General features: G+C 66.5%; 18 protein-coding genes. 1 reads left to right on the plus strand and 17 read right to left on the minus strand.

Features of this window, described 5'->3' with window-relative positions:
• Positions 1-14: 14 nt before the first annotated feature.
• The gene (locus CDO81_RS03175) at positions 15-1,934 is read right to left on the minus strand and encodes an XrtA/PEP-CTERM system amidotransferase (protein WP_088481686.1); all 1,920 of its coding nucleotides are present in this window, start codon (positions 1,932-1,934) and stop codon (positions 15-17) included.
• A 256-nt stretch (positions 1,935-2,190) separates the two neighbouring features.
• On the opposite strand from CDO81_RS03175, the gene CDO81_RS03180 reads away from it, so the two are divergent.
• On the plus strand, positions 2,191-2,586 hold the full coding sequence (locus CDO81_RS03180) for a GtrA family protein (RefSeq protein WP_088481687.1): 396 nt from the start codon (positions 2,191-2,193) through the stop codon (positions 2,584-2,586).
• 6 nt (positions 2,587-2,592) lie between these two features.
• On the opposite strand, the gene CDO81_RS03185 is transcribed toward CDO81_RS03180, so the two are convergent.
• The 16 genes from CDO81_RS03185 to CDO81_RS03260 all read right to left on the minus strand — a co-directional run bounded on the left by CDO81_RS03185 (position 2,593) and on the right by CDO81_RS03260 (position 19,910).
• Positions 2,593-3,735, minus strand: coding sequence for a TIGR03088 family PEP-CTERM/XrtA system glycosyltransferase (locus CDO81_RS03185; protein WP_088481688.1), 1,143 nt, complete (start codon positions 3,733-3,735; stop codon positions 2,593-2,595).
• A 48-nt stretch (positions 3,736-3,783) separates the two neighbouring features.
• Entirely contained in the window at positions 3,784-4,722 is a 939-nt protein-coding gene (locus CDO81_RS03190) for a glycosyltransferase family 2 protein (RefSeq protein WP_088481689.1), read from the minus strand.
• Between the two features lie 2 nt (positions 4,723-4,724).
• Positions 4,725-5,150 (minus strand): GtrA family protein, encoded by a 426-nt coding sequence (locus tag CDO81_RS03195; RefSeq protein WP_088481690.1) that lies wholly within the window; start codon positions 5,148-5,150, stop codon positions 4,725-4,727.
• Position 5,151: 1 nt separating this feature from the next.
• Positions 5,152-6,000 carry a glycosyltransferase family 2 protein gene (locus CDO81_RS03200; RefSeq protein ID WP_338153591.1) on the minus strand — a complete coding sequence of 283 codons (849 nt, stop codon included), beginning with the start codon at positions 5,998-6,000 and terminating at the stop codon, positions 5,152-5,154.
• Entirely contained in the window at positions 5,997-7,277 is a 1,281-nt protein-coding gene (locus tag CDO81_RS03205) for a nucleotide sugar dehydrogenase (RefSeq protein ID WP_088481692.1), read from the minus strand. The genes CDO81_RS03200 and CDO81_RS03205 overlap by 4 nt, the downstream gene beginning before the upstream one ends.
• Positions 7,278-7,321: 44 nt before the next feature.
• The gene (xrtA, locus tag CDO81_RS03210; protein WP_088481693.1) at positions 7,322-8,881 is read right to left on the minus strand and encodes an exosortase A; all 1,560 of its coding nucleotides are present in this window, start codon (positions 8,879-8,881) and stop codon (positions 7,322-7,324) included.
• Entirely contained in the window at positions 8,881-10,074 is a 1,194-nt protein-coding gene (locus CDO81_RS03215) for a TIGR03087 family PEP-CTERM/XrtA system glycosyltransferase (protein WP_088481694.1), read from the minus strand. Before CDO81_RS03215 ends, xrtA begins: the two co-directional genes overlap by 1 nt.
• A gap of 85 nt (positions 10,075-10,159) precedes the next feature.
• A complete protein-coding gene (locus CDO81_RS03220; protein ID WP_088481695.1) occupies positions 10,160-11,209 on the minus strand; it encodes a FemAB family XrtA/PEP-CTERM system-associated protein in 1,050 nt (349 codons plus the stop codon).
• Positions 11,210-12,109: an XrtA system polysaccharide deacetylase gene (locus CDO81_RS03225; RefSeq protein ID WP_088481696.1), complete on the minus strand. Its 900-nt coding sequence runs from the start codon at positions 12,107-12,109 to the stop codon at positions 11,210-11,212. It abuts the gene before it with no gap.
• Between the two features lie 13 nt (positions 12,110-12,122).
• Positions 12,123-13,220: an XrtA/PEP-CTERM system-associated ATPase gene (locus tag CDO81_RS03230; protein ID WP_088481697.1), complete on the minus strand. Its 1,098-nt coding sequence runs from the start codon at positions 13,218-13,220 to the stop codon at positions 12,123-12,125.
• Positions 13,221-13,303: 83 nt separating this feature from the next.
• Entirely contained in the window at positions 13,304-14,845 is a 1,542-nt protein-coding gene (locus tag CDO81_RS03235; protein ID WP_158218151.1) for a TIGR03016 family PEP-CTERM system-associated outer membrane protein, read from the minus strand.
• Entirely contained in the window at positions 14,817-15,800 is a 984-nt protein-coding gene (locus CDO81_RS03240; protein ID WP_088481699.1) for an XrtA-associated tyrosine autokinase, read from the minus strand. The genes CDO81_RS03235 and CDO81_RS03240 overlap by 29 nt, the downstream gene beginning before the upstream one ends.
• A 1-nt stretch (position 15,801) precedes the next feature.
• Positions 15,802-17,391 (minus strand): XrtA system polysaccharide chain length determinant, encoded by a 1,590-nt coding sequence (locus CDO81_RS03245; RefSeq protein ID WP_088481700.1) that lies wholly within the window; start codon positions 17,389-17,391, stop codon positions 15,802-15,804.
• 62 nt (positions 17,392-17,453) lie between these two features.
• On the minus strand, positions 17,454-18,044 hold the full coding sequence (locus tag CDO81_RS03250) for an XrtA/PEP-CTERM system exopolysaccharide export protein (protein WP_420893062.1): 591 nt from the start codon (positions 18,042-18,044) through the stop codon (positions 17,454-17,456).
• Between the two features lie 312 nt (positions 18,045-18,356).
• A complete protein-coding gene (locus tag CDO81_RS03255) occupies positions 18,357-19,217 on the minus strand; it encodes a ThiF family adenylyltransferase (RefSeq protein ID WP_088481701.1) in 861 nt (286 codons plus the stop codon).
• 15 nt (positions 19,218-19,232) lie between these two features.
• Entirely contained in the window at positions 19,233-19,910 is a 678-nt protein-coding gene (locus CDO81_RS03260) for a class I SAM-dependent methyltransferase (protein ID WP_241516824.1), read from the minus strand.
• Positions 19,911-19,956: the final 46 nt, after the last annotated feature.

Genomic DNA, 19,956 nt, shown 5'->3' on the forward strand with positions numbered 1-19,956 from the left:
TGTCCTTGTCGAGATCAGGCCGCGGCGCGCGCCGTGGCGGTGCCCAGGCCCGCATTGCGCAGGAAGGCGTCGAACATCAGCAGCGCCCACAGCGGCTGGGCATGGTCCAGCGCGCCACGCTCATGCTGGTCGAGCAGGCGGGCGATGGTGGCGGGGTTGAACCAGCCGGTCTGGGCCAGCGCGCCGTGCTGCAGGGCCTGGCGGGTGTGCTCGCGCAGCGGGCCACGCAGCCAGCGGGCCAGCGGCACTGCGAAACCCATCTTGGGCCGGTAGAGCACGTCATGCGGCAGCATGGGCTCCAGCGCTTTCTTGAAGATGTACTTGCCTTCCTGGCCGCGCAACTTGACCGCGGAGGGCAGCGTGGCGATCCACTCCACCAGCGGATGGTCCATCAGCGGCTCGCGCACTTCCAGGCTGTGCGCCATGCTGGCGCGGTCGACCTTGGTGTTGATGTCGCCGGGCAGATAGGTGTGGATGTCCAGGTACTGCACCAGCGCGAGCGGGTCGTCGGTGTTGGCGCGGCGGGCGTGGTCGTGGAAGACCTCGCTGGCATGCCAGCCCTGCAGCTCGCGCTTGAAGCCATCGCTGAAGAGCTGCTGGCGCAGCGGATCGCGCACCAGGCCCATGGTGTTGAAGTAGGCATCGACCGAGGTGCGGGCGATGGCCTGGAAGGTGGTCTTGGCGCGGAACACGCGGGGTGCCCAGTCGGCCTTCGGGTAGATCTTGGCCAGCGGCCCGAATACGCTGCGGCGCAGCGCCAGCGGGAAGACGCTGCGCATGCGCTCTTCCATCATGTGCATCTTGTAGCGACGGTAGCCCCCCAGGCTCTCGTCCCCACCGTCGCCCGACAGGGCCACGGTCACGTGCTTGCGTGCCAGCTCGCAGACGCGGTAGGTCGGGATGGCCGACGAGTCGGCATAGGGCTCGTCGTACAGGTGGGCCAACAGGTCCACGAGACCGAAGTCATCGCTGCTGACCGTCTCGACGCGGTGGTTGGTGCGGTAGCGGTCCGCCACCATCTGCGCGAATTCGGTCTCGTTGAACTTGGGATCGTCGAAGCCGATGGAGCAGGTGTTGACCGGTTGGTCGTCGAGCTGGGCCATCGCGGCGACCACGGCGCTGGAGTCCACGCCGCCGGACAGGAAGGCACCCAGCGGCACCTCGGCCTTCAGGCGCAGCTTGACGGACTCGGTCAACCGACGGCGCAGCTCCTCGGCCGCTTCTTCCTCACCGATCTTGGCGTCCAGCGTGAACTTGACGTCCCAGTAGCGCTGCGGCGTGCCCAGCGGCTGGCCACGCTTGACGAGCAGGCGGTGGCCCGGCGCAAGCTTCTTGGCGTGCTTGTAGATGGTGCCGGGGTCCGGCACATAGCCCAGCGCGAAATAGGCCTCGACCGCACGCGGGTCGATCTCCTGGCGCAGGCCACCATGAGCCATCAGGCTCTTGAGCTCGGAGCCGAACAGCAGCCAGCCGTCTTCCGTGAGGGCGTAATGCAGCGGCTTCACGCCGAGGCGGTCCCGCGCCATGAAGAGGCAGTCGCGCCGGCGGTCGTGGACCATGAAGGCGAACATGCCGCGCAAGTGGTGCACGCAGTCCTCGCCCCAGTGCTCCCAGGCACGCACGATGGCTTCGGAGTCGCTCTTGGTGCGGAACACATAGCCGTGGCCGCGCAGTTCGTCCATCAGCTCCAGGTAGTTGTAGACCTCGCCGTTGAAGACCAGCGCGACCGACTTGTCGTCGTTGAAGATGGGCTGCTGGCCGGTGGCGATGTCGATGACCGACAGGCGTCGATGGCCGAACCCCACGCCGGGCTCGATGTGGAGGTCGCCTTCATCCGGACCCCGGTGGTGTTGGGACTCGTTCATCCGGTGCAGGCGCTCCCGCTCGGGAAGACGCTGGCCGCGGGTGTCGAACAGACCGGTGATGCCGCACATGGGTTGGACCTGATTCAGCCAATCATGGGTGAGGGGCGCGGCTGCCGGAGCGGCAAGGCGCGGAGAAAGGCGGATTCTTACCGAGCTTGACCTCGACGCCCGGCGATGAGCCCCCCAGGTGTGACGTGAAGCACGGGTTATCCCCCTGTCCAGGGGATGGATCACTGCAAGCAGCAGGACTGCTTTGCTGCCCCACAGGGCGCCGATACTTTGACGCCCGCAGCGCCACCCCGCCCTACCCCCTCGCCCCCTCCCCGTGATCGCGCAGCTGTTGTCCTTCCTCGGCGTCGGCCTTCTGGCCACCGTGTTGCAGTACGCGGTGACCGCAGGCCTCGTGCTGGCCCAACTGCTGCCGCTGCTGGCAGCCTCCACCGTGGGCAGCCTCGCGGGCGCGGTGTTGAGCTATTGGGTCAACGCCCGCCGCACCTTTGCCGACCAGAGCAGCCCGGTACGCGACCGGCGCCAACAGCTTCGCTTTGCGGCCATGGTGGCCCTGGGCTGCGGGCTGAACGCCGCCTACCTGAAGCTCGGCCTGGTGCTGGGCCTGCACCCGGTCGCGGCACAGATGATGGCCACGGTCGGTGTGCTGGCAGGTAACTTCAGCGTCAGCCGGCTCTGGGTCTATCGCCGATCGCCCCCCGGGTCGACCTGACGGCCCCTAGCGCGACGGCCGAGCAGAGCCGGCGGCGTACAGCGCGCCGTAGGCGTCGACCATGGTTTGCAGGCTGAACTCGGCGCGGGCGCGCGCCAGCGAGGCGGCGGCAAGCCGCTCGCGCAGCGCGGCATCGCTCACCAGCCGGGCGAGCGCGGTGGCCAGGGCGGCGCTGTCCTGCGACGGCACCAACAGGCCATTGACGCCATCGTCCACCAGCTCCGGATTGCCGCCCACCGCCGTGGCCACCGGTGCGCAACCGCAGGCCATGGCCTCCAGCAGCGTGTTGCTGATGCCCTCGGCCTGCGAGGGCAGCGCGAAGACGTCGACATGCGGCAGCAAGCTGGCCACATCCTTGCGGTCACCGGGGAGCCAGGCCTGCGCGATGGCGCCGGCCTGGGTCAGGCGCTCCTGCGCCGCGGCATGCAGCGGGCCACCGCCGAGCATGGCCAGCCGCAACCGCGGCCAGGCGTCGGGGCAGAGCTCACGCAGGCGCAGGAAGGCCTCCACGAGGTTCAGCGGGTCCTTGACGGCCTGCATGCGGCCGACCGCGCCGATGACCACATGCTCGCCACGCCGATACGGCCAGGCCTCGGGCGGCTGGGCCGCCGGCCCGAAGCGCTGCGTGTCCACGCCATTGCAGATGCGCTGGACCCGCGCCGGCGCCAAGCCCACGGGCCCGGTGAGATAGCTCTCGATGGCACGCGACAAGGCCACGAAGCGATGCACGCCCGCACCGTAGACACGCCGCAACCGCTGATTGGCCCGGTTCACGCCGCCCAGGTCGTTGACGTCCCAACCATGCTCGCTGTGCACCCGCAGCGGCACGCGGGCCGCCCAGGCAGGCAGCTGGAACTCCATCGCGCCGAGGTTGCGCGTGTGCACCACGTCGGGCCGAAGTTCGCGCAGCAGTCGATAGACCCGCGGGTAGAGCCACAAGCCCTGGCCAGGCGGCTTGTGCAAGGCGATGAACTGCGTGCCCGGCGCCGTGACCCGTTGCCTGAAGTCAGTGATCTCGGTCACCGCCACCACCGCATGGCGGAAGGCGGGCAGGTGGTTGATCAGGTTGACGACACCGTTCTCCAGCCCGCCGGTGTCGAAGCGGTGGAGCAGGTGAACGACCAGCGGGCGGGGGTCATCAGCAGCCAAGGCAGGCTCCCGGCGGGGTCACACACGGCATGCAGGTTTGGCGCCCCATCACAGCGTCTTCTCGATGAAAAAACGGGGGCGCTGCTTGGTCTCCAGGTAGATCTTGGCAACGTACTCGCCAATCACGCCCATCGCCAGCAACTGGATGCCGCCAAGAAAATAGATCGGGACCACCGAAGACGCCCAGCCAGGGACGACGGCCTTCATGACCAGCGTGCCGTAGATGACGAAGCAGATCATGAAGAACGAGAACACCGACACCAGAAAACCCAGCAACGTAATGAGCCGCAGGGGCACGATGCTGAAGGAGGTCACGCCTTCGATCGCGAAGGTCAGCATCTTGCGCAAGGGGTACTTGGACACGCCCGCGAAACGCGCGGCCCGGTCGTACTTGACGGTGGCGGCGCGGTAGCCGATGAGCGGCACGATGCCGCGCAGGAACAGGTTCACCTCGCCGTACTCGCGCAAGGCCTCGATGGCCCGGCGCCCCATCAGCCGGAAGTCGGCATGGTTGTGGACCAAGTCCACCCCCATGCGGCGCATCAGGCCGTAGTAGGCGGCTGCTGTCGTACGCTTGAACGCGGTGTCCGTCTGGCGGGAATCGCGCACGCCATAGACCACCTCCGCCCCCTGGCGAAACTCCGCCACCATCTGCTCGATCACGCTGACGTCGTCCTGCAGGTCGGCGTCGATGCTGACCAGGGCGTCGCCCTCCACCGTCAGCAGCCCCGCCAGCAATGCCGCCTGGTGCCCACGGTTGCGCGACAGCTTGATGCCATGCACGCGCGCATCGGCAGCCGCCAGGGATTCGATCAAGGACCAGGTGCCGTCGCGACTGCCATCGTCCACGTAGTGGATGGCGCTCTCCGGGCTGACCGCGCCGGCTTCGCGCAGGCGGCCGAGCAGTTCCAGCAGTCGCCGGTTGGTCTCGGGCAGCACTTCCTCCTCGTTGTAGCAGGGGACGACGATCGCCAGTCGAGTGGTCATGATCAGTTCCGATGATGGCTTTCAGTCTGGACCGGCCGGCGCGAACCGCCGAAGACGAGGGTGCGCTGGACGAGGAAGGAGCCTAACGCCATCGGCAGCAAGGCCAGTGCGCCGGCGGTGTAGGCATTCAGCCCCAGCCGCATCAGGCTGGCGATCAAGGCGACGTTGAGGGCGTACAGGATGAGCCAGCACAACACGAAGCGCGGCAGCAGGCGATTGTCATGGCTGCCGAACACCAGTCGCCCTTGCAAGAAGAAGCTGACCAGAATGCCCACCACCAGGGAGCCCAGGTTGGCCCAGCCGTAGGCCAACCCCAGCCACAGCAGCAGGGCGTAGACGGCATAGGCCAGGGCCGTGTTCAGGGCCCCGACGATCAGGAATCGCAGGAAGGCCCCGCTCAACCACACGCGTGCCGCAAGACGCTTCATGTCAATGGACGTGCAGGCGATAGAACGCCAGGCGCGCCAAGTTGTTCAGGGCCGGGGTCAGGCGGCCGAGCAGGCGGTCCGGCCAGGTGGTGCAGGCCTGCACCCGCGCATCGACGCGCCGGATGAACGCGCGGAATTCCCGCCCCTGGTCTCGGCCGATGGCGAGGCTCCAGGACTGCGGCCAGACGCGAAAGCTCGCCAGGTCGGCATCGCAGTAATAGGCATCGCCATGGTCGAGCAGGCGAAACCAGTAGTCCAGATCGATGACGTACGGGTTTGAGGCATCGAACGGCCCCACACGGTCCACCAGGGTCTTGCGCATCAGCACCGCGCCAGGCTCGCCCAGCAGGTTGGTGCCACGGCGAACGCAGTCTGCCACCACACGCCGGGCCGGGAGAACGCCTTCCCGGGCGCCGGGGTAGCCGCGCCGCGTCAGCAGCCGCCCAGTCGGGCCGATGACCCGACGGCTGCTGAACACCAGCGCCAGTCGCTGGCCGCGGTCCTGCTCCAGCACGCCCACCTGGCGGGCGAGGCAGTCCGGGTGCAGCAGGTCGTCGTGGGGCAGCAGCTTGACGTAGCGCCCGCGGGCTTCCCGCAGGCACCGGTTCCAGTTGCCCTGAGGCCCCAGGTTGTGCTCATTGCGCAGGTAGCGAAGGCGCGGGTCCGCAAAGGACGCGACGATGTCGGGCGTTGCATCCGTCGAGCCATCGTCAATGACGACCAGCTCGAAGTCATGCCAGGTCTGGCCCAGCACGGAGGCCAAGGCGGCCCGCAAGGGTTCACCGCCGTTGTAGGTCGGCACGCAGACCGACACTGCAGGCGGGGCGCTGGCGCCCGCCGGCCTCGTCACAGACGCCAGAGCCGGTAGCCGGCGCCTTCGATGGCCTTGGCATCAAACGCGGCCTTCACGTCAATGAAGGCGCCGCCCTTCACCAGCTTCTTGCCGATGTCTTCCATGCTCAGGCTGGCGTACTCGCGGTGCGAGACGGCCGCGACGATGGCATCGGCGCGCGGCAGATCGTCGAAGGGCATGAGGCGCACGCCGTATTCGTGCATCGCTTCCTCGGCCTCGGCTTGCGCGTCCGTCACGAACACCTCGACGCCGTAGGTCTTGAGCTCGTTGATGATGTCGATGACCTTGGAGTTGCGCAGATCGCCGCAGTTCTCCTTGAAGGTCAAGCCAAGCACGTTGACGCGGGCGCCCTTGATGTAGCTGCCGCTGGCAATCATCTGCTTGATGGTCTGCTCGGCAATGAACTTGCCCATGCCGTCATTGATGCGGCGGCCGGCCAGGATGACCTGCGGGTGGTAGCCCAGCATGTCGGCCTTGTGCGTCAGGTAGTAGGGGTCGACGCCGATGCAGTGCCCGCCCACGAGGCCCGGCTTGAACTTCAGGAAGTTCCACTTCGTGCCGGCGGCCTCCAGCACCTCCGAGGTGTCGATGCCGAGCTTGTCGAAGATGATGGCCAGTTCGTTCATCAGCGCAATGTTCAGGTCGCGCTGGGTGTTCTCGATCACCTTGGCCGCTTCAGCCGCCTTGATGCTGGACGCACGATGCACGCCGGGCACGATGATGCGCTCGTAGACCTTGGCCACCTTCTCCAGCGTCTCGGGCGTGTCGCCGGATACGATCTTGAGGATCTTGGTCAGCGTGTGCTCGCGGTCACCGGGGTTGATGCGCTCGGGGCTGTAGCCCACGAAGAAGTCCTGCTTCCACTTCATGCCGGATTCGCGCTCCAGCACGGGGATGCACACCTCCTCGGTCGCGCCAGGGTAGACGGTGCTCTCGTACACGACGATCGCGCCCTTCTTCATGTGGCGGCCCACGCTCGTGGACGAGCCGATCAGCGGGCGGAAGTCCGGGATGTGCGCATCGTCCACCGGCGTGGGCACGGCCACGATGATGACGTCGGCCTCGGCCAGCATCTTGGGGTCGTCGGTGTAGACGGCGTGCTTGGCGGCCTGGACTTCCTCGTCGGTGAGCTCGCGGCTCGGGTCGGTGCCGCGCTGGCAGGCCTCGACCTTGTGGGTGGCGATGTCGAAGCCGATCGTGCGGATCTGCTTGCCGAACTCCACCACCAGGGGCAGGCCCACGTAACCCAGGCCGATGACTGCGAGCGTATTCATGGAACGTTCCTCGTTGCTGTGATTCTTGGAAATGGCCGGGATTGTCACTGCCGCGCCGCCGCCGGCAGGTCCCGGACGCCCCGCAAAGCGGTGTCCAGACTCCCCCAATGCTTGCGCAAAAAGTCGCGCAGCAGCGCGTCGTCAGCGCCGGCAGCGGCCGGATCGGCATGCACCAGGATCACCGCGGCATCGTCGCCGTGCCCGAGCAGCGCCTGCACGGCGCCGTAGGCCTTGGCCTGCCAGTCGCTGGAGAACGCCCGGCCGTTGATCCAGTAGATCTGCCACACCCGCAGGCGCGGCGCCTGCGTGACGCTGTTGAGTTGGGCGAGCGAGTGGCCCCGCAGACTCGCCGTTCGCCAGACTTGCCCGTCCAGCTCCGCCTTGCCCGAGGCCGTGCGGGCCCAGGTGTCCGATTCCGCCGCCACAAGCACGTTCACCGACGTGACCAGCTGACGGCCCTGGCGCTGGTCGCGGTAGTAGCCGATATACACGCCCACCGCTGCGCCGCCATCCTGGGACTCGTAGCGACCATAGGCCGTAGCGGCCGGGTTCAGGAAGTGCGGCTGCCAATCGGTGAGCGGCTCGCCCACCCAGGTCAAGCCTGCCAGCTGAGGCATGCTGACCGTGGGCTTGGCGGCGGTCACGCTGTGCGACGCGTTCGCGCGCATCCCGACCGGCAGCGCCACCAGCAGCAGCGCCGCGACCAAGCTGGCCAGCACTCGCCCGGTGGGCAGGGCATGCGGCGCGGCCATCGGGTGGTCGGCCTGTGCCGAGGCGGGTTCGGCGTCAGGGTCGGCCCAGCGGGCGCCGATCATGAACATGGCCAGCATGATGAGGCCGAAGAACACCCAGCCGTAGATGATGTGGTCGACCCCCACGGCCAGCCGGTTGCCCGAGAAGTGCCCGAGCATGACGATCATGTAGGCGCGCAGCCAGTTCGCCACCAGCGGCGTCACGATGGCCACGCCGACAAAGGCCCAACGCTTGCGATTGCTGCGGTAGTTCAGGTACGCGAACAGCGTGCCCACCATCAGCGAGGCCATCAGGTAGCGGATGCCACTGCAGGCGTCCACGACCGACCAGGAGCCCGTCGGGATCACGAACTGGTTGCCTTCGCGGAACACAGGGATGCCCGTGGCTCGCACCGCCATCACGGTGAAGTCTGCGGTGCGATCGATCAGCCAGGGCGTCAGGAAGTCACCGAAGGGCACCGCGAAGAACAAGAAGCCCAGCGGAAAGGACAGGCGCGCCGCCACCGCCGGGCCGAGCAGTGCGGGCACGAGCGCAACCGCCATGCCGAGCATGGCGAACTGGGTCACGGAGTTGGCGGCTGCCAGATCGCCGAGCAGCCAGAAGAAGCCCAGTGGCAGCATCAGCAGCAACCATGCCGGCGCAGGCCGCGGCTGCATGGGCGCCAGCAGGCCACGCATGCGCCAGACCAGCCAGGCCGAGATCGGGGGCACCGTCCAGGCGTGCGCAAAGGTTTCCGAACGGTTCCAGATCACCACCATCGCGGCACCGGTCTGGGCGTACAGCAGGGCCAGCAGCGCCCAGGCGGCCAGCAAGGCGAAGAGCGGCAGGCGCCACGGCTTGGGCAGGTGCATCACGCAGCCTCCAGGTAATGATCGAGACCGGCCAGATGCGCCTCCCAGCTGCAAGCCTTCAGCACGTGGGCACGGGCCGCTTCGCCGGCGCGCGCCGCCTCGGCGGCATCGTGCAGCCACGGGCTCAGGCGCTCGACGTAGTCGTGTTCACTTTCCGCCGCCACCAGCCCGGCGAGCGGTGATGGGCTGATCGCGCGCACGCAGCTGCCCGCGGCCACCACGGGCCGGGCCATGGCCATGGCTTCGAGAATCTTGTTCTGGATGCCGCGCGCCAGTCGCAGCGGCGCCACCACGGCGGCCGCATGCTGGAGATAAGGCCGCACATCGGGCACGGTGCCGGTCACGTTCACCGCGTCACCGGCCAGCGACTGGACGGCCGGCGTGGGGCTGCGGCCGACGATGTGAAAGCGCAGCGCCGGAAAGCGCTCGCGCAGTGCCGGCAGGATGTCCCGCACGAACCAGCTGACGGCGTCGACGTTGGGCCAGTAGTCCATCGCGCCAGTGAACACCAAGGGCAGCTCCCCGGCCGTGAACGGGCTCGCGCGAGAAGCGTCGGGCGTGAAGAAGTCGGCATCGACGCCATTGCCGAGCGCGGCCAGTTTGACGTCATGGTCGGCACCCAGGCTGCGGAACAGCGCGACCTCGTTGTCGGTCACGAAGAAGCTGCAGGCCGCCCGAGCCGCCACGGCGCGCTCGAAGCCCAGCAGCTTGCCGAACTCCCGGCGGTAGAGCCACGACATCGGCCAGCGATGCTCAGGCGCGTAATCCCGCCACTTGGCGGAGTCGACATCCACGAAATCCACCAGCGTCTTCACGCCCGCCAGCTGGCCCGTGTACTGCGCCATCACCCCGCTGAACACGACCACGGCGTCGAACCGTACCTGCTGCGCCGTTCGGTTGACCCAGGCTTGCAGGCCCGCGTCACGGTAGTAGGGCAGGCTCAGCGCTTCGCCGCTCAACAGGCCGCGCAGGCTCATCAGCTTGGCCGCGCGGGGGTTGAGCCGGGCCACATGCAGGCTCTTGCACAGCGCCTGCACACGCGACAGGTGCTGTTCGTCGTCGGGGTCGTCGATGAAGGTGCCGAGATGCACCTCGTGCCGCGCCGCCAGGTGCCGAAGCAGGTGGTAGGAGCGCACCTTGTCACCCTTGTTGGGTGGGTAGGGCAGCCGGTGCACGAGGTAGAGGATCTTCATGTCAGCGCCGCCTGGTCGTGCGCAGGCCGTGAGATCCCTTCGGGGTGCGCGATCGAAATGAGCGTGCGGGCGCCATGCATCGGTCTCAGCCGAGGTTCTTCACGATGAATGGCCCGAGCCAGTTCGCCACGCCCAGCGGCAGCTTGCGCCAGGCCTTGATCATCAGTTGGTACTTGGGGTTGTTCGGGTTGTTCTGGGGAATGCTGTCGCGCTTGAAGAGCCGGTACTCGTAGGACAAGGGCTGCGGCTCGAAGCCCCAGTTCTTCTTGAAGGCATACGGGCCCGTGCCCTGCTTGCTGCGACCGTAGTCGAACACCTTCAGCCCGCGGGCGCAGGCGCGGCGCATCAGCTCCCAGTACTTGAAGTCATTGGCCGCCAGGTCACGGGCGGCTTCGTCATCGCCCGCGTAGTAGGGCAGCACCTCGTCGCGGAAGTAGAAGGTCAGCACGCTGGACAGCGGCTTGCCGTCCGGCGCGGTCACGGTCAGCACCTCGGCATCGGGCCCGAACTCGTCGAGCAGCGCCTGGAAGTACTTCTTGGGCATGGCGGGCGTGCCGTGTCGGCGCACGTTGTCGGCATACAGCGCGAAGAAGCGCTCGACGCCCGGGTCGATGTCGGCCCGCAGTTCGTTCTTGATGCCCTTGCGCACCATGGCGCGCTGCTTGCGCGGAATGGCCAGCATGTTGGCCTCTTCGTCCGGCAGGATGGCCTTGCGGAAGGTGACGTAGAGGTCCTGGCGCGGCCAGTCGGCGTGGCGCGTGGCACCGAGGTAGCGGTACTCCAGGTGAGCCGCGCCCTGCCCTCGCGCGATCTGCTCGGCTTCGGCCTCCAACGCGGCGGCGGCCTCGTCGTTGAGCGCCGCCACGCCGCCATAGACGGCGAAGGGCAGACTCGTGACCGCATGACCAAACAGGCGGCTCTTCACTTCGGCCAGCGGCAGCACGCCTTCGATCTGGCCGTCACGCTCGGCAAACAGGAAATAGCAGGGATGGCCGAACACGCGCTGGATGACGCGCATCCAGCCGCTGCGATGGAAGAACGTGGCTTGCGGGTGGGCCAGCACGAAGGCATCCCAGCGCGCGGACAAGGCGGGGTCCTGCGCGTCCAGACGCGCAATGCGGAGGGGCGCGCTCATTCAGGCGGGGCTCAGGGCGGCAGCTGCCGTGGCAGCCGGCGGCCGCACATCGCGGCCGAGGAAGATCTCGTCCATGCGGCCCCAGCGGAAGTCTTCCAGCAACTTCGCGATGCGGTCGTGGGTGCGCGAGATGTTCACGTAATGACGAAAGCGCGTCTTCGCATCGATGCCCGCCACGCGCGGCTGCTCGGCGTCGATCTCCCAGGGGTGGAAGTAGAAGACGGCGGACTGGCCATCGACCTCGTTGACGCGGCGGATCATCCAGCGCGACAGCGCATAGGGCAGCAGGCGGAAGTAGCCGCCACCGCTGCTGGGGAGATTGCGCGAACCCATGCGCACCGTGGTCACGGGGATCTCCAGCAGGCCCTCTCGCACCGGGTAGGCGAAGCGCGGAGAGTCGGGCATGCCGTAGTGGTCGTGGGCGATGGGGTAGACGCTGCTGGAGTAGTGGTAGCCCGCGTCGCGGAGCACATCGAAGGCCCACAGATTGGCCTTGCCGATGGAGAAGCTCGGCGCCCGGTAGCCGACGACCGGCACGCCGCCGAGGTCTTCGAGCAGGTGCTTGGCGCGGCGGATGTCGTCCAGGAAGGCGGCCGGATTGAGGTCGCTGGCGCGCTCATGGCCATAGCCGTGGCTGGCGAGTTCATGGCCACCGGCCACGATGGCCTTGACCACCTGCGGGTAGCGCTCCGCGATCCAGCCGAGGGTGAAGAACGTGGCCTTGACCTGCCTGTCGGCCAGCAGCGCGAGGATCCGGTCAATGTTGCGCTCGACCCGGCATTCCAGGCCGTTCCAGTCGTCGCGCCGGATGTAGGGCGCGAAGGCGGAGACCTGGAAGTAGTCCTCCACGTCAATGCTCATCGCATTGCGCAAGGGGCGGGTCGGGGTGGGCATCAGCATGGCAACCTCGCTGTCAGTGCTGCTTGACGGCGTCAACGAGCTTCTGCAGCAGCGCCAGGGTCTGCAGGTTGATGCGCTCCAGGCGCATCATGCTGCGCTCCAGGCGCTGCAGGCGGTCGGTGTGGTGATCGGCGCTCAGGGCTGCGATCTCGGAGGACAAGCCCTCGACCTCGGCCACGCTCATCTTGAGCTTGGCGACATCCAGGTTGCCGGGTGCGCTGTCCAACCCGGCGGGGCGGCTGTCGGGCAGTTTGGCCGGTGCGCTGTCCAGCGGGCTGGCGTCGCTGTGGCGCGGCGTTTCGCTTTCCTGGGCGATGTCGCGCAGGACTTCCTTCACGTCAGCCAGCGTCAGGTGGGTGCGCCCTTGCATGAAGCCGAGCAGCAGCAGCCGATCACACAAGCGGTTGATGCGGCGCGGGATGCCGTTGCTGGCCTTGTGGATGGCCGGGAAGGCGTCGTGGTCGAAGGTGGGCTTGCCCACGGAGCCCGCGCACTTCAGGCGGTGCTCCATGTAGCGCTGGGTCTCGTCCTCGTCCAGCGGGCCGATGTGGCAGGTGGCCGCGACACGCTGGCGGAACTGCTCCATCTCGGGCTTTTGCAGGATGCCACGGAACTCGGGCTGTCCCACCAGGAAGGTCTGCAACAGCGACTGGTTGCTGAACTGGAAGTTGGACAGCATGCGCAGCTCTTCCACCGCGCGGGGCGTCAGGTTCTGCGCCTCGTCCACGATCAGCAGGCAGCGCTTGCCCTGCGTCACCTGGTTCACGAAGAAGGCCTCGAGCGTCATCAACAGCTCGGACTTGGGCGCATCCTTCACGCGCACGCCAAAGGCGGCGCCCACCATGCGCAGGGTGTCCTCGGCATCAAGCTGAGTCGTGACGACATTGCCGATGACGACGTTGCTGCGGTTCAGGCTGTCCAGCAGGCCGCGCAGCAGCGTCGTCTTGCCGGCGCCGATCTCGCCGGTGATGACGATGAAGCCGTCGTTGCGCAACACGCCGTAGTCCAGGTAGGCCTTGGCGCGGCGGTGCTGCTTGCTGCCGAAGTAGAAGTTGGGGTCCGGGCTGAGCTGGAAGGGCTTGCTGCTCAGGCCGTAGAAGGCTTCATACATATCGCTGGCCCCATGACACTCGCAACCCAGCCTTCAGCGCCTTCTGGCGCCGAGCCGAGTGCGAGCAGCCGGAGCATTCCATGTCAGAACTGTTGGGAGACCGTGCCGTAGACCGAGTTCTCGGAATATGGCGCAGTACTCTCGAAACGACTGTGACGCGCGCCCAATTGCACGCTGAGACCGGAACCCAGTCGGGTATTCCAGTTGGCAAACCAGCTCGTCAACTGGGTGGCGCGGCCGGTCCCGTCGCCCTGGCTCTCCTGGCGCGAGGCCGTCAATGACAGCCCCGAGACCGGCGACAGCTGGTAGCTGCCCGACAGCGAGTAGGAACGCTGCTCCACAAAGGCGTTGGTCGCCAGGTCGCCCTGGTTCAAGCCGCTGCCCAACCGGGAAGACAAGGTCCGCGTGGCTGCAGCGGTCACGTTGGTGCGCACACCCTGCAGGGTGAAGCTCAGCTGCTGGCTGCGCGTCTGGCTGGGGCCGGACGACAGAAAGCCCTGGGAGACAGGCGCATCCGGCGACAGCCCCAGGGACTGCAGCGCGGCGCGCACCAGCGCGTCACGCTTGACCGGGTCGGGCTCGACGGAGGTCAAGAGCAGCGAGTAAAGGTCGTAGTTGGTGCGGACGCTGCCAGAAGACCCGGAGTTGCCGACGATGACGCTGCGCGTGTCGGAGTAGCGCCAGACCGAGTTGCGCATGCGATGCTCGAACACCAGCCCCCGCGTATCGCCATAGCGGTGGCTCTGGTAGTTGGCCGACAGCCGGGTGCGCGAGGTCGGCGTCCAGTCGCCCGTGACGCCCCAGGTCCGGCTGTCATTGGCCTCTCCAGACGCACTGAGGTAGTTGCTGCGCTCTTCACCCACGTTGGCACTGAGGGCCAGGTCCGGGTCGGGACGGTAGTTGGCGCCGAGCGTGAGCGTGCTGTTGCGGTTGGCCTGGGCCAGCTTGGGCCGCATTTGCTGCGTAGAGGCCTGCGCGTACCAACCCAGGATGCCAGGGCTGAGCTGGGTCAATTGGAGCGTCGCGCCCGTGCTCCGGCTGTCGCCGAGCGCGCTGCCACGCACCTCCGTCATGGCAAGGTTGCCCCGCAAGCTGACCGCAGCAAGGCCGCCCAGCTGCGAGCGCCACTGGGGCGAGACGGTCAGACTGCCGACCTCACGGCTGTTCAGATTGCTCAAAGGGGACACGCCACCCGTGCCCAGGACCGAATTGGCCTGCTGACCGAAGGCCGACACGTTTTGCCGAGCGATATTCGCCTGCGCCTCCACCGTCAAGGTCTGGGGCAGCAGTTCGGCTTGCAGGTTTGCGGACAGGGCATTCTGGATCTGCGACGGCACATCCGTCTTCAGGTAACTGATCCCGTTGAGCGAGTAGTCGAGGCTGCCGCGAAACGTGCCTGAGTTGCGCGAGACACTGATGCCAGGCGATACGGTCGTGATGAGGGCCGCATCCTTGTTCTGATCGGACAGCCGCAGGTTGTCCGTCCAGGTCTGGGTGAGCGAGAACCGCGGGGTGATCGCACCACGCCCGCCCTGCCCTTCCTGGGCCTGGGCAGCCAGGGAAAGCAGCGCAACAGCCAGCGGCAGCAGACGCGTCTCAGGCCTGAGGCGCGTCATTGCTGCCATAGCCGTATCCGTAGCCGTAGCCATACCCGTAGCCGTACCCGTAACCGTAGCCGCCCGCTGCGTTCGGGCTGGCCTGGTTGAGCAGCATCATCTTGACCGGGCAGGTCTCGATGGCGGCCAGGGCCTGCTGAACCGCGCTCTGGGCGGTCTTCTCGGCATGCACGACGATGATGATCTGACCCATGTGCGACGCCAGCACACGGGACTCCGTCGTCAGCAGCAGCGGCGGGGAGTCGAAGATGATGATGCGGTCAGGGTAGCGCTTGGCCATGTCGTCCAGCAGCTGGCGCATGGCGTCGCTGGCCAGCAGTTCGGTCGCGCGCGGATGCGGCGTGCCGCTGGGCAGGATGGTCAGTTTCTCGACGTTGGTGCGCAGCAGCACTTCGGACATCTCGACGCGCTCTTCCAGCACGTCCAGAAGCCCCGGGCCCTGCGGCAGACCGAGCATGCGCAGCACCGACGGCCGGGCGACGTCGGCATCGACCAGCATGACGGTGTTGTCCAGCTCGGCGGCGATGCTGAGTGCCAGGTTGATGGACGTGAAGCTCTTGCCCTCGCCGGCCAGCGCACTCGTGACCATCATCAGGTTGGCGTGGTTGATGGTGGCCGCGCCCTTGCCCATGGCGTTCTTGATGAGCGGACGCTTGATGACGCGGTACTGGTCGCCGGTCTGCGAACGCGGCGTGTGGGGCATCAGGAAACCCTGGGCGGCCAGGGCCACCACGTCGAGCTCGACACGCTTGGACGACGGGTGATGGCCGTCTTCCTGCAGCGACAGCCCCACCGCGGGCGCTGCAACAGGCGCAGCAGCAGCCGCCTGCACAGCCGGCGCCGGGGCCACGGGAGGCATGGCGTTGTCAGGCGCCGGCTGGCCTTGCTCATCGCCCGGCAGCACCACGCCCGCCTGGCGCAGTTGCTCCAGGCGCTGGGCGGCTTGTTCAATCAGGCTCGTCATGTCACACCACCTGCCGGCTCAGTTGCACAGCCAACACCGTCAATGCGACGGCAAACATCACCAGCAAGCCCCCGGCTCCGGCAGAGAAACGAATCAGGTCCACACGCTGGCGCGCGCGGTCGGCATCCGTGACCAGCCGCGTCACCACGCCCAGGATGGGCAGCTCGACGCGAGAGCGCAGGTCGTTGGCGTCGTGGAACACCGGGCGCAGCTGGCTGGCAGCGAAGGTCGTGAACACACCGATACCCAGGGCCGCGGCCATCGCACCGGCCAGCAGCAGCAGGCGGTTCGGCGCCACGGGCTTCGGGTTGGCGCGCGGCGGGTCGATCACGCGGAAGTCGGCCACGCCGGAAGCCACGTCGAGATCGCCCGAGATGGAGGCCTGTTCACGGCGCTGCACCAGCTCTTCGTAGTTGCGCTTGTGGATGTTGTAGTCGCGGTTGAGCTGGGCGGCTTCGGCTTCGAGCTGCGGCGCCGTCTTCAGCGCTGACAGCGCCTGGGCGTAGCGAGCCGTGTATTCGTCGACCCGGGCCTTCAACGAGGCCACCTGCACTTCAGTGGTGGCCAGAATGCGCACCAGCTCCTGCACGGCGGGCGAACCGCTTTGCTGACCAATGGTGACACTGGGCGTGTTCATCGCCTGCTTGCGCAGCTCGACCAGCTCCTTCTTGCGCTGCTCTTCCAGGTCCTTGATGAGCTTGCGGGTGCTGATGATGTCGGGGTGCTGCTCGGTGTAGCGCTGCAGCAGCCCATCGAGATTGCGTCGCAGGTCAGCCAGACGGGCGTCGAGCTCAGGCGTGGCGATGCTCGCCGTGGACTCCTGCAACAGACTTTGCGTCGTGGTCTGCGCACCGCCACGGGCCTTCTCGGCTTCCAACTGAACCTTGGCCGCATCGCGGGCGTTGACGGCCTCGCGGTACTCCAGGCGGGCTCGCTCAAGCTGGCCACTCAATTCCGAGATGCGTGCGGCGGCATCCTTGCCGTCGCCGGACATATTGGCCAAGTTCTTGAGACGGAACTCCTTCAGCCGGCCTTCCGCTTCCTCGAGCTTGGCCTCGTAGGTCTTGATCTGCTCGTTGATGAAGGTCGTGGCCGTCGCACTGCCGACGCGCGTCTGCCCCAGGCTGGACTCCACGAAGATGGAAACCAGGGCCTGCACCACTCGCTTGGCCGTCTCGGGGTTGCTGTCCCGGTAGCCGAGGATGTAGAGATTGTCGCGACCGACACTCTGGATGGAGAGGTTGGCCGTGACGGTCTCGATGGTCGCTTCCTGCTGGGCCTTGGACTGATTCTTCAGATCCAGGTCGGCCATGCGCACCAGCTTCTCGACGTTGGGCCGGCTGATCAGCGTGCGGCTGAGCATCGTGACCTGCTGCTCGACGTTCGGCTGCACGGCCAGGCCGGACATCAGCGGCTTCAGGATCGATTGCGTGTCGACGTAGATGCGCGCGCTGGCCTCGTAACGGTCAGGCAGCACGAACACCACGACAGCTCCCACCACGCCGGCCACCCAAGCGACAGCCAGGCCCACCCAGCGGTACTTCCACATCCGCCGAACGATGTTCAGAAGCTGACCAATCAGCAAATCCATCGAGAACAGTCCCTGTTAATGCAAAGCAGCCACGGCACGCATGAACTCGCGTGCCCGCAAGATCAGAACAGGCTCTGCGGAATGATGAGGATGTCGCCGGGGCGCATGTCGACATTCGCCGACACGTCGCCGCGCTTGATGAGGTCTTTCAGGCGCACCGAGTACTGCTTGTTGCCCTCGGCCGTGCGGAGGATGGTGGCGCTGTTGCCGGAAGCGAAGTCGGTCAGGCCACCCACGGCGATCATCACGTCGAGCAGCGTCATCTTTTGCTTGTAGGCCAGGAACTGCGGCCGCGCCGCCTCGCCCACCACACGGATCTGCTCACTGTAGGGGCCCACGAAATTGGTCACGATGACGGTGACGACGGGGTCGCGGACATACTTGCTGAGCTGCTTCTCGACGTCGCGGGCAACCTGCACCGAGGTCTTGCCCTGCACGATCATCTCGTCGACGAGCGGCGCGGCGATCTTGCCGTCCGGGCGCACCGGCACCGACATCGACAGCTCGGGGTTGCGCCAGACCTGGATGCTCAGGTTGTCGCCAGCACCGATGATGTAGCTGTACTCGTCTGTTGCGGCGTTCACAGGGGCAGGCGGATAGGAAGCCCCACCTAGCACACTGCAGCCCGACAGCATCACCGAACCGGCTGCCATCGTCAGGGTCAGGGTTCGCGCCGTGCGACGAAACAAGCCGTTCGCGGCGGACTTCAATGTCTCAGTAAAACCTTGAGTGCGGTGAAGCTGCTTCAATGGAATCCCCTGCTCTAATGATGGCGACAGCCCGGGCCGCCAAGCCCTAGCTGAAAGCGGGTGATCATGCCACAGCCCCCTTGGCGGAAAACAGCCGGAGCGCCCCAAGGCAGGGGGATGACGCGGCAGCTGCCGCGTGAAAAAGACCCGGCTCGGGCGATTTCCTTCCGACCCTGAACGACCCCCGCCCAAACACCCCGCCAGTGCGGGGCCGGCTTACAACTTCAAGGCAGGCCGGATGAAGGCCATCAACAGTTGCTGCAACGGATTGGCATTGCCGAACGGCCGCCACGTGTAGCGCAATTTCTGGTGATAGGCATCGAACTGCATGGCCCACGGTGCCGCGCGCAAATGCCCGCGGTTGAGCAGCACCTTGAGGACGGAGGTGCCCATCATGCCGGCGCACAGGTCGCAGGACATCATGGTCGATGGCCCGCGCCGCTCCTGGAAATTGACCGCCTCGGGCGCTACGAGATAGCTGCGCTGCAGCATCGCCGGCGACAAGCCCGCGATGAAACGCGCGTATTGCTCCACCTCACTCTTGCCGTCGACCCGGAAGTACTGCTCGAAGCTCATGCCACCCGGCTTGAAATACAGCAGCGACACGCCCATGCCCAGCGGCGCCGCCGTGAGCGCCGGAATGCCACGCGCATGGCAGGCATTGAACAGCAGGCGCCGCGCCTTGATGGCGAAGAAATCGATGCCGTCGACATAGACGTCGACGTCACGCAGGAACTCGTCGACGTTGCCCTCGTTGACGCCATCGCCGAACACCCGCACGTCCGCCTCGGGATTGATGTCGCGCGCCATGTCGGCAAGCACCGAGGCCTTGGGCTGATCGAGGGTGGACATCATGGCGCCCACCTGGCGGTTGAAGTTATGAACTTCAAAGCGGTCGAAGTCAGCAATATTGAACCGAGCCAATCCCAGGCGAGCCAGCGTCAACAGATGCGCCCCACCGACACCTCCGAGCCCGGCGATCGCAATTCGCGCCCCGCGCAGTCGCTGCTGCTCAGCCTCGGTCACCCAACCGATATTGCGCGAGAAGGCACTGGCGTAATCAAAAGCGGAATTCAAACAGTCACCTCGGTATCAGGGCTTGCGGGCGATGACGTTGTAGCAATTACCCGAAACCTCTTCGCTGACGATCTGCAGACCCGCCCCGACGATACGGGCACGAATATCCTCTCGCTCATAAGGCGTCACGAGGATGCCCTTGCGGATACCCCAGGCGTTGATGCGGTTGGCAATCGCGGCCAGGATGCCGCGCCGGGTTGGGTACAGCAGCACATTGCCCGCCCAGGTACCGCCCGGCTTGAGCACCCGCACCATTTCCTTGAGCGCCGCATCGACCTGCGGCAGGCAGTGGATGGCGTTGGCGATGTTGACGGTGTCGAATTCGTTCGCCTCGAACGGCATCTCGGCCGCATCGGCATGGACGAATCGAAAACCGGGCTGCCCCCTGAACCGGCGAATCGCGCCAGCCAGCATGGATTCGGCGTAGTCCACCCCGACGATGTCCACCTTGGGGAGCTTCTTCCAGCGGCGCCATTTCAGCACCAGGTCCAGCAGGGTAGCTGTTCCGCAGGCCACATCGAGATGCCTGGCGCCCATATTCGAGCCGAACAGCCGAACCTGTTCGGTCAAGGTGCTGTTATAGGCAAAAGTGAGGATGAAAAAACCGCGGACGTCATACCACCACGGCTCTGACTTGTAGGCCTCGGCGATTTCGTCGGCGGACTTGCGCTTCCCCTCACCCATGGTTGCCATCGACGCCTCTTGAATCGTGTTGAGAAACTGCCGGGGATGGTACTAC

Origin of the sequence: Roseateles puraquae (genome assembly GCF_002205845.1) — a bacterium.
In the GTDB taxonomy this organism is placed as follows: Bacteria; Pseudomonadota; Gammaproteobacteria; order Burkholderiales; family Burkholderiaceae_C; genus Pelomonas; species Pelomonas puraquae.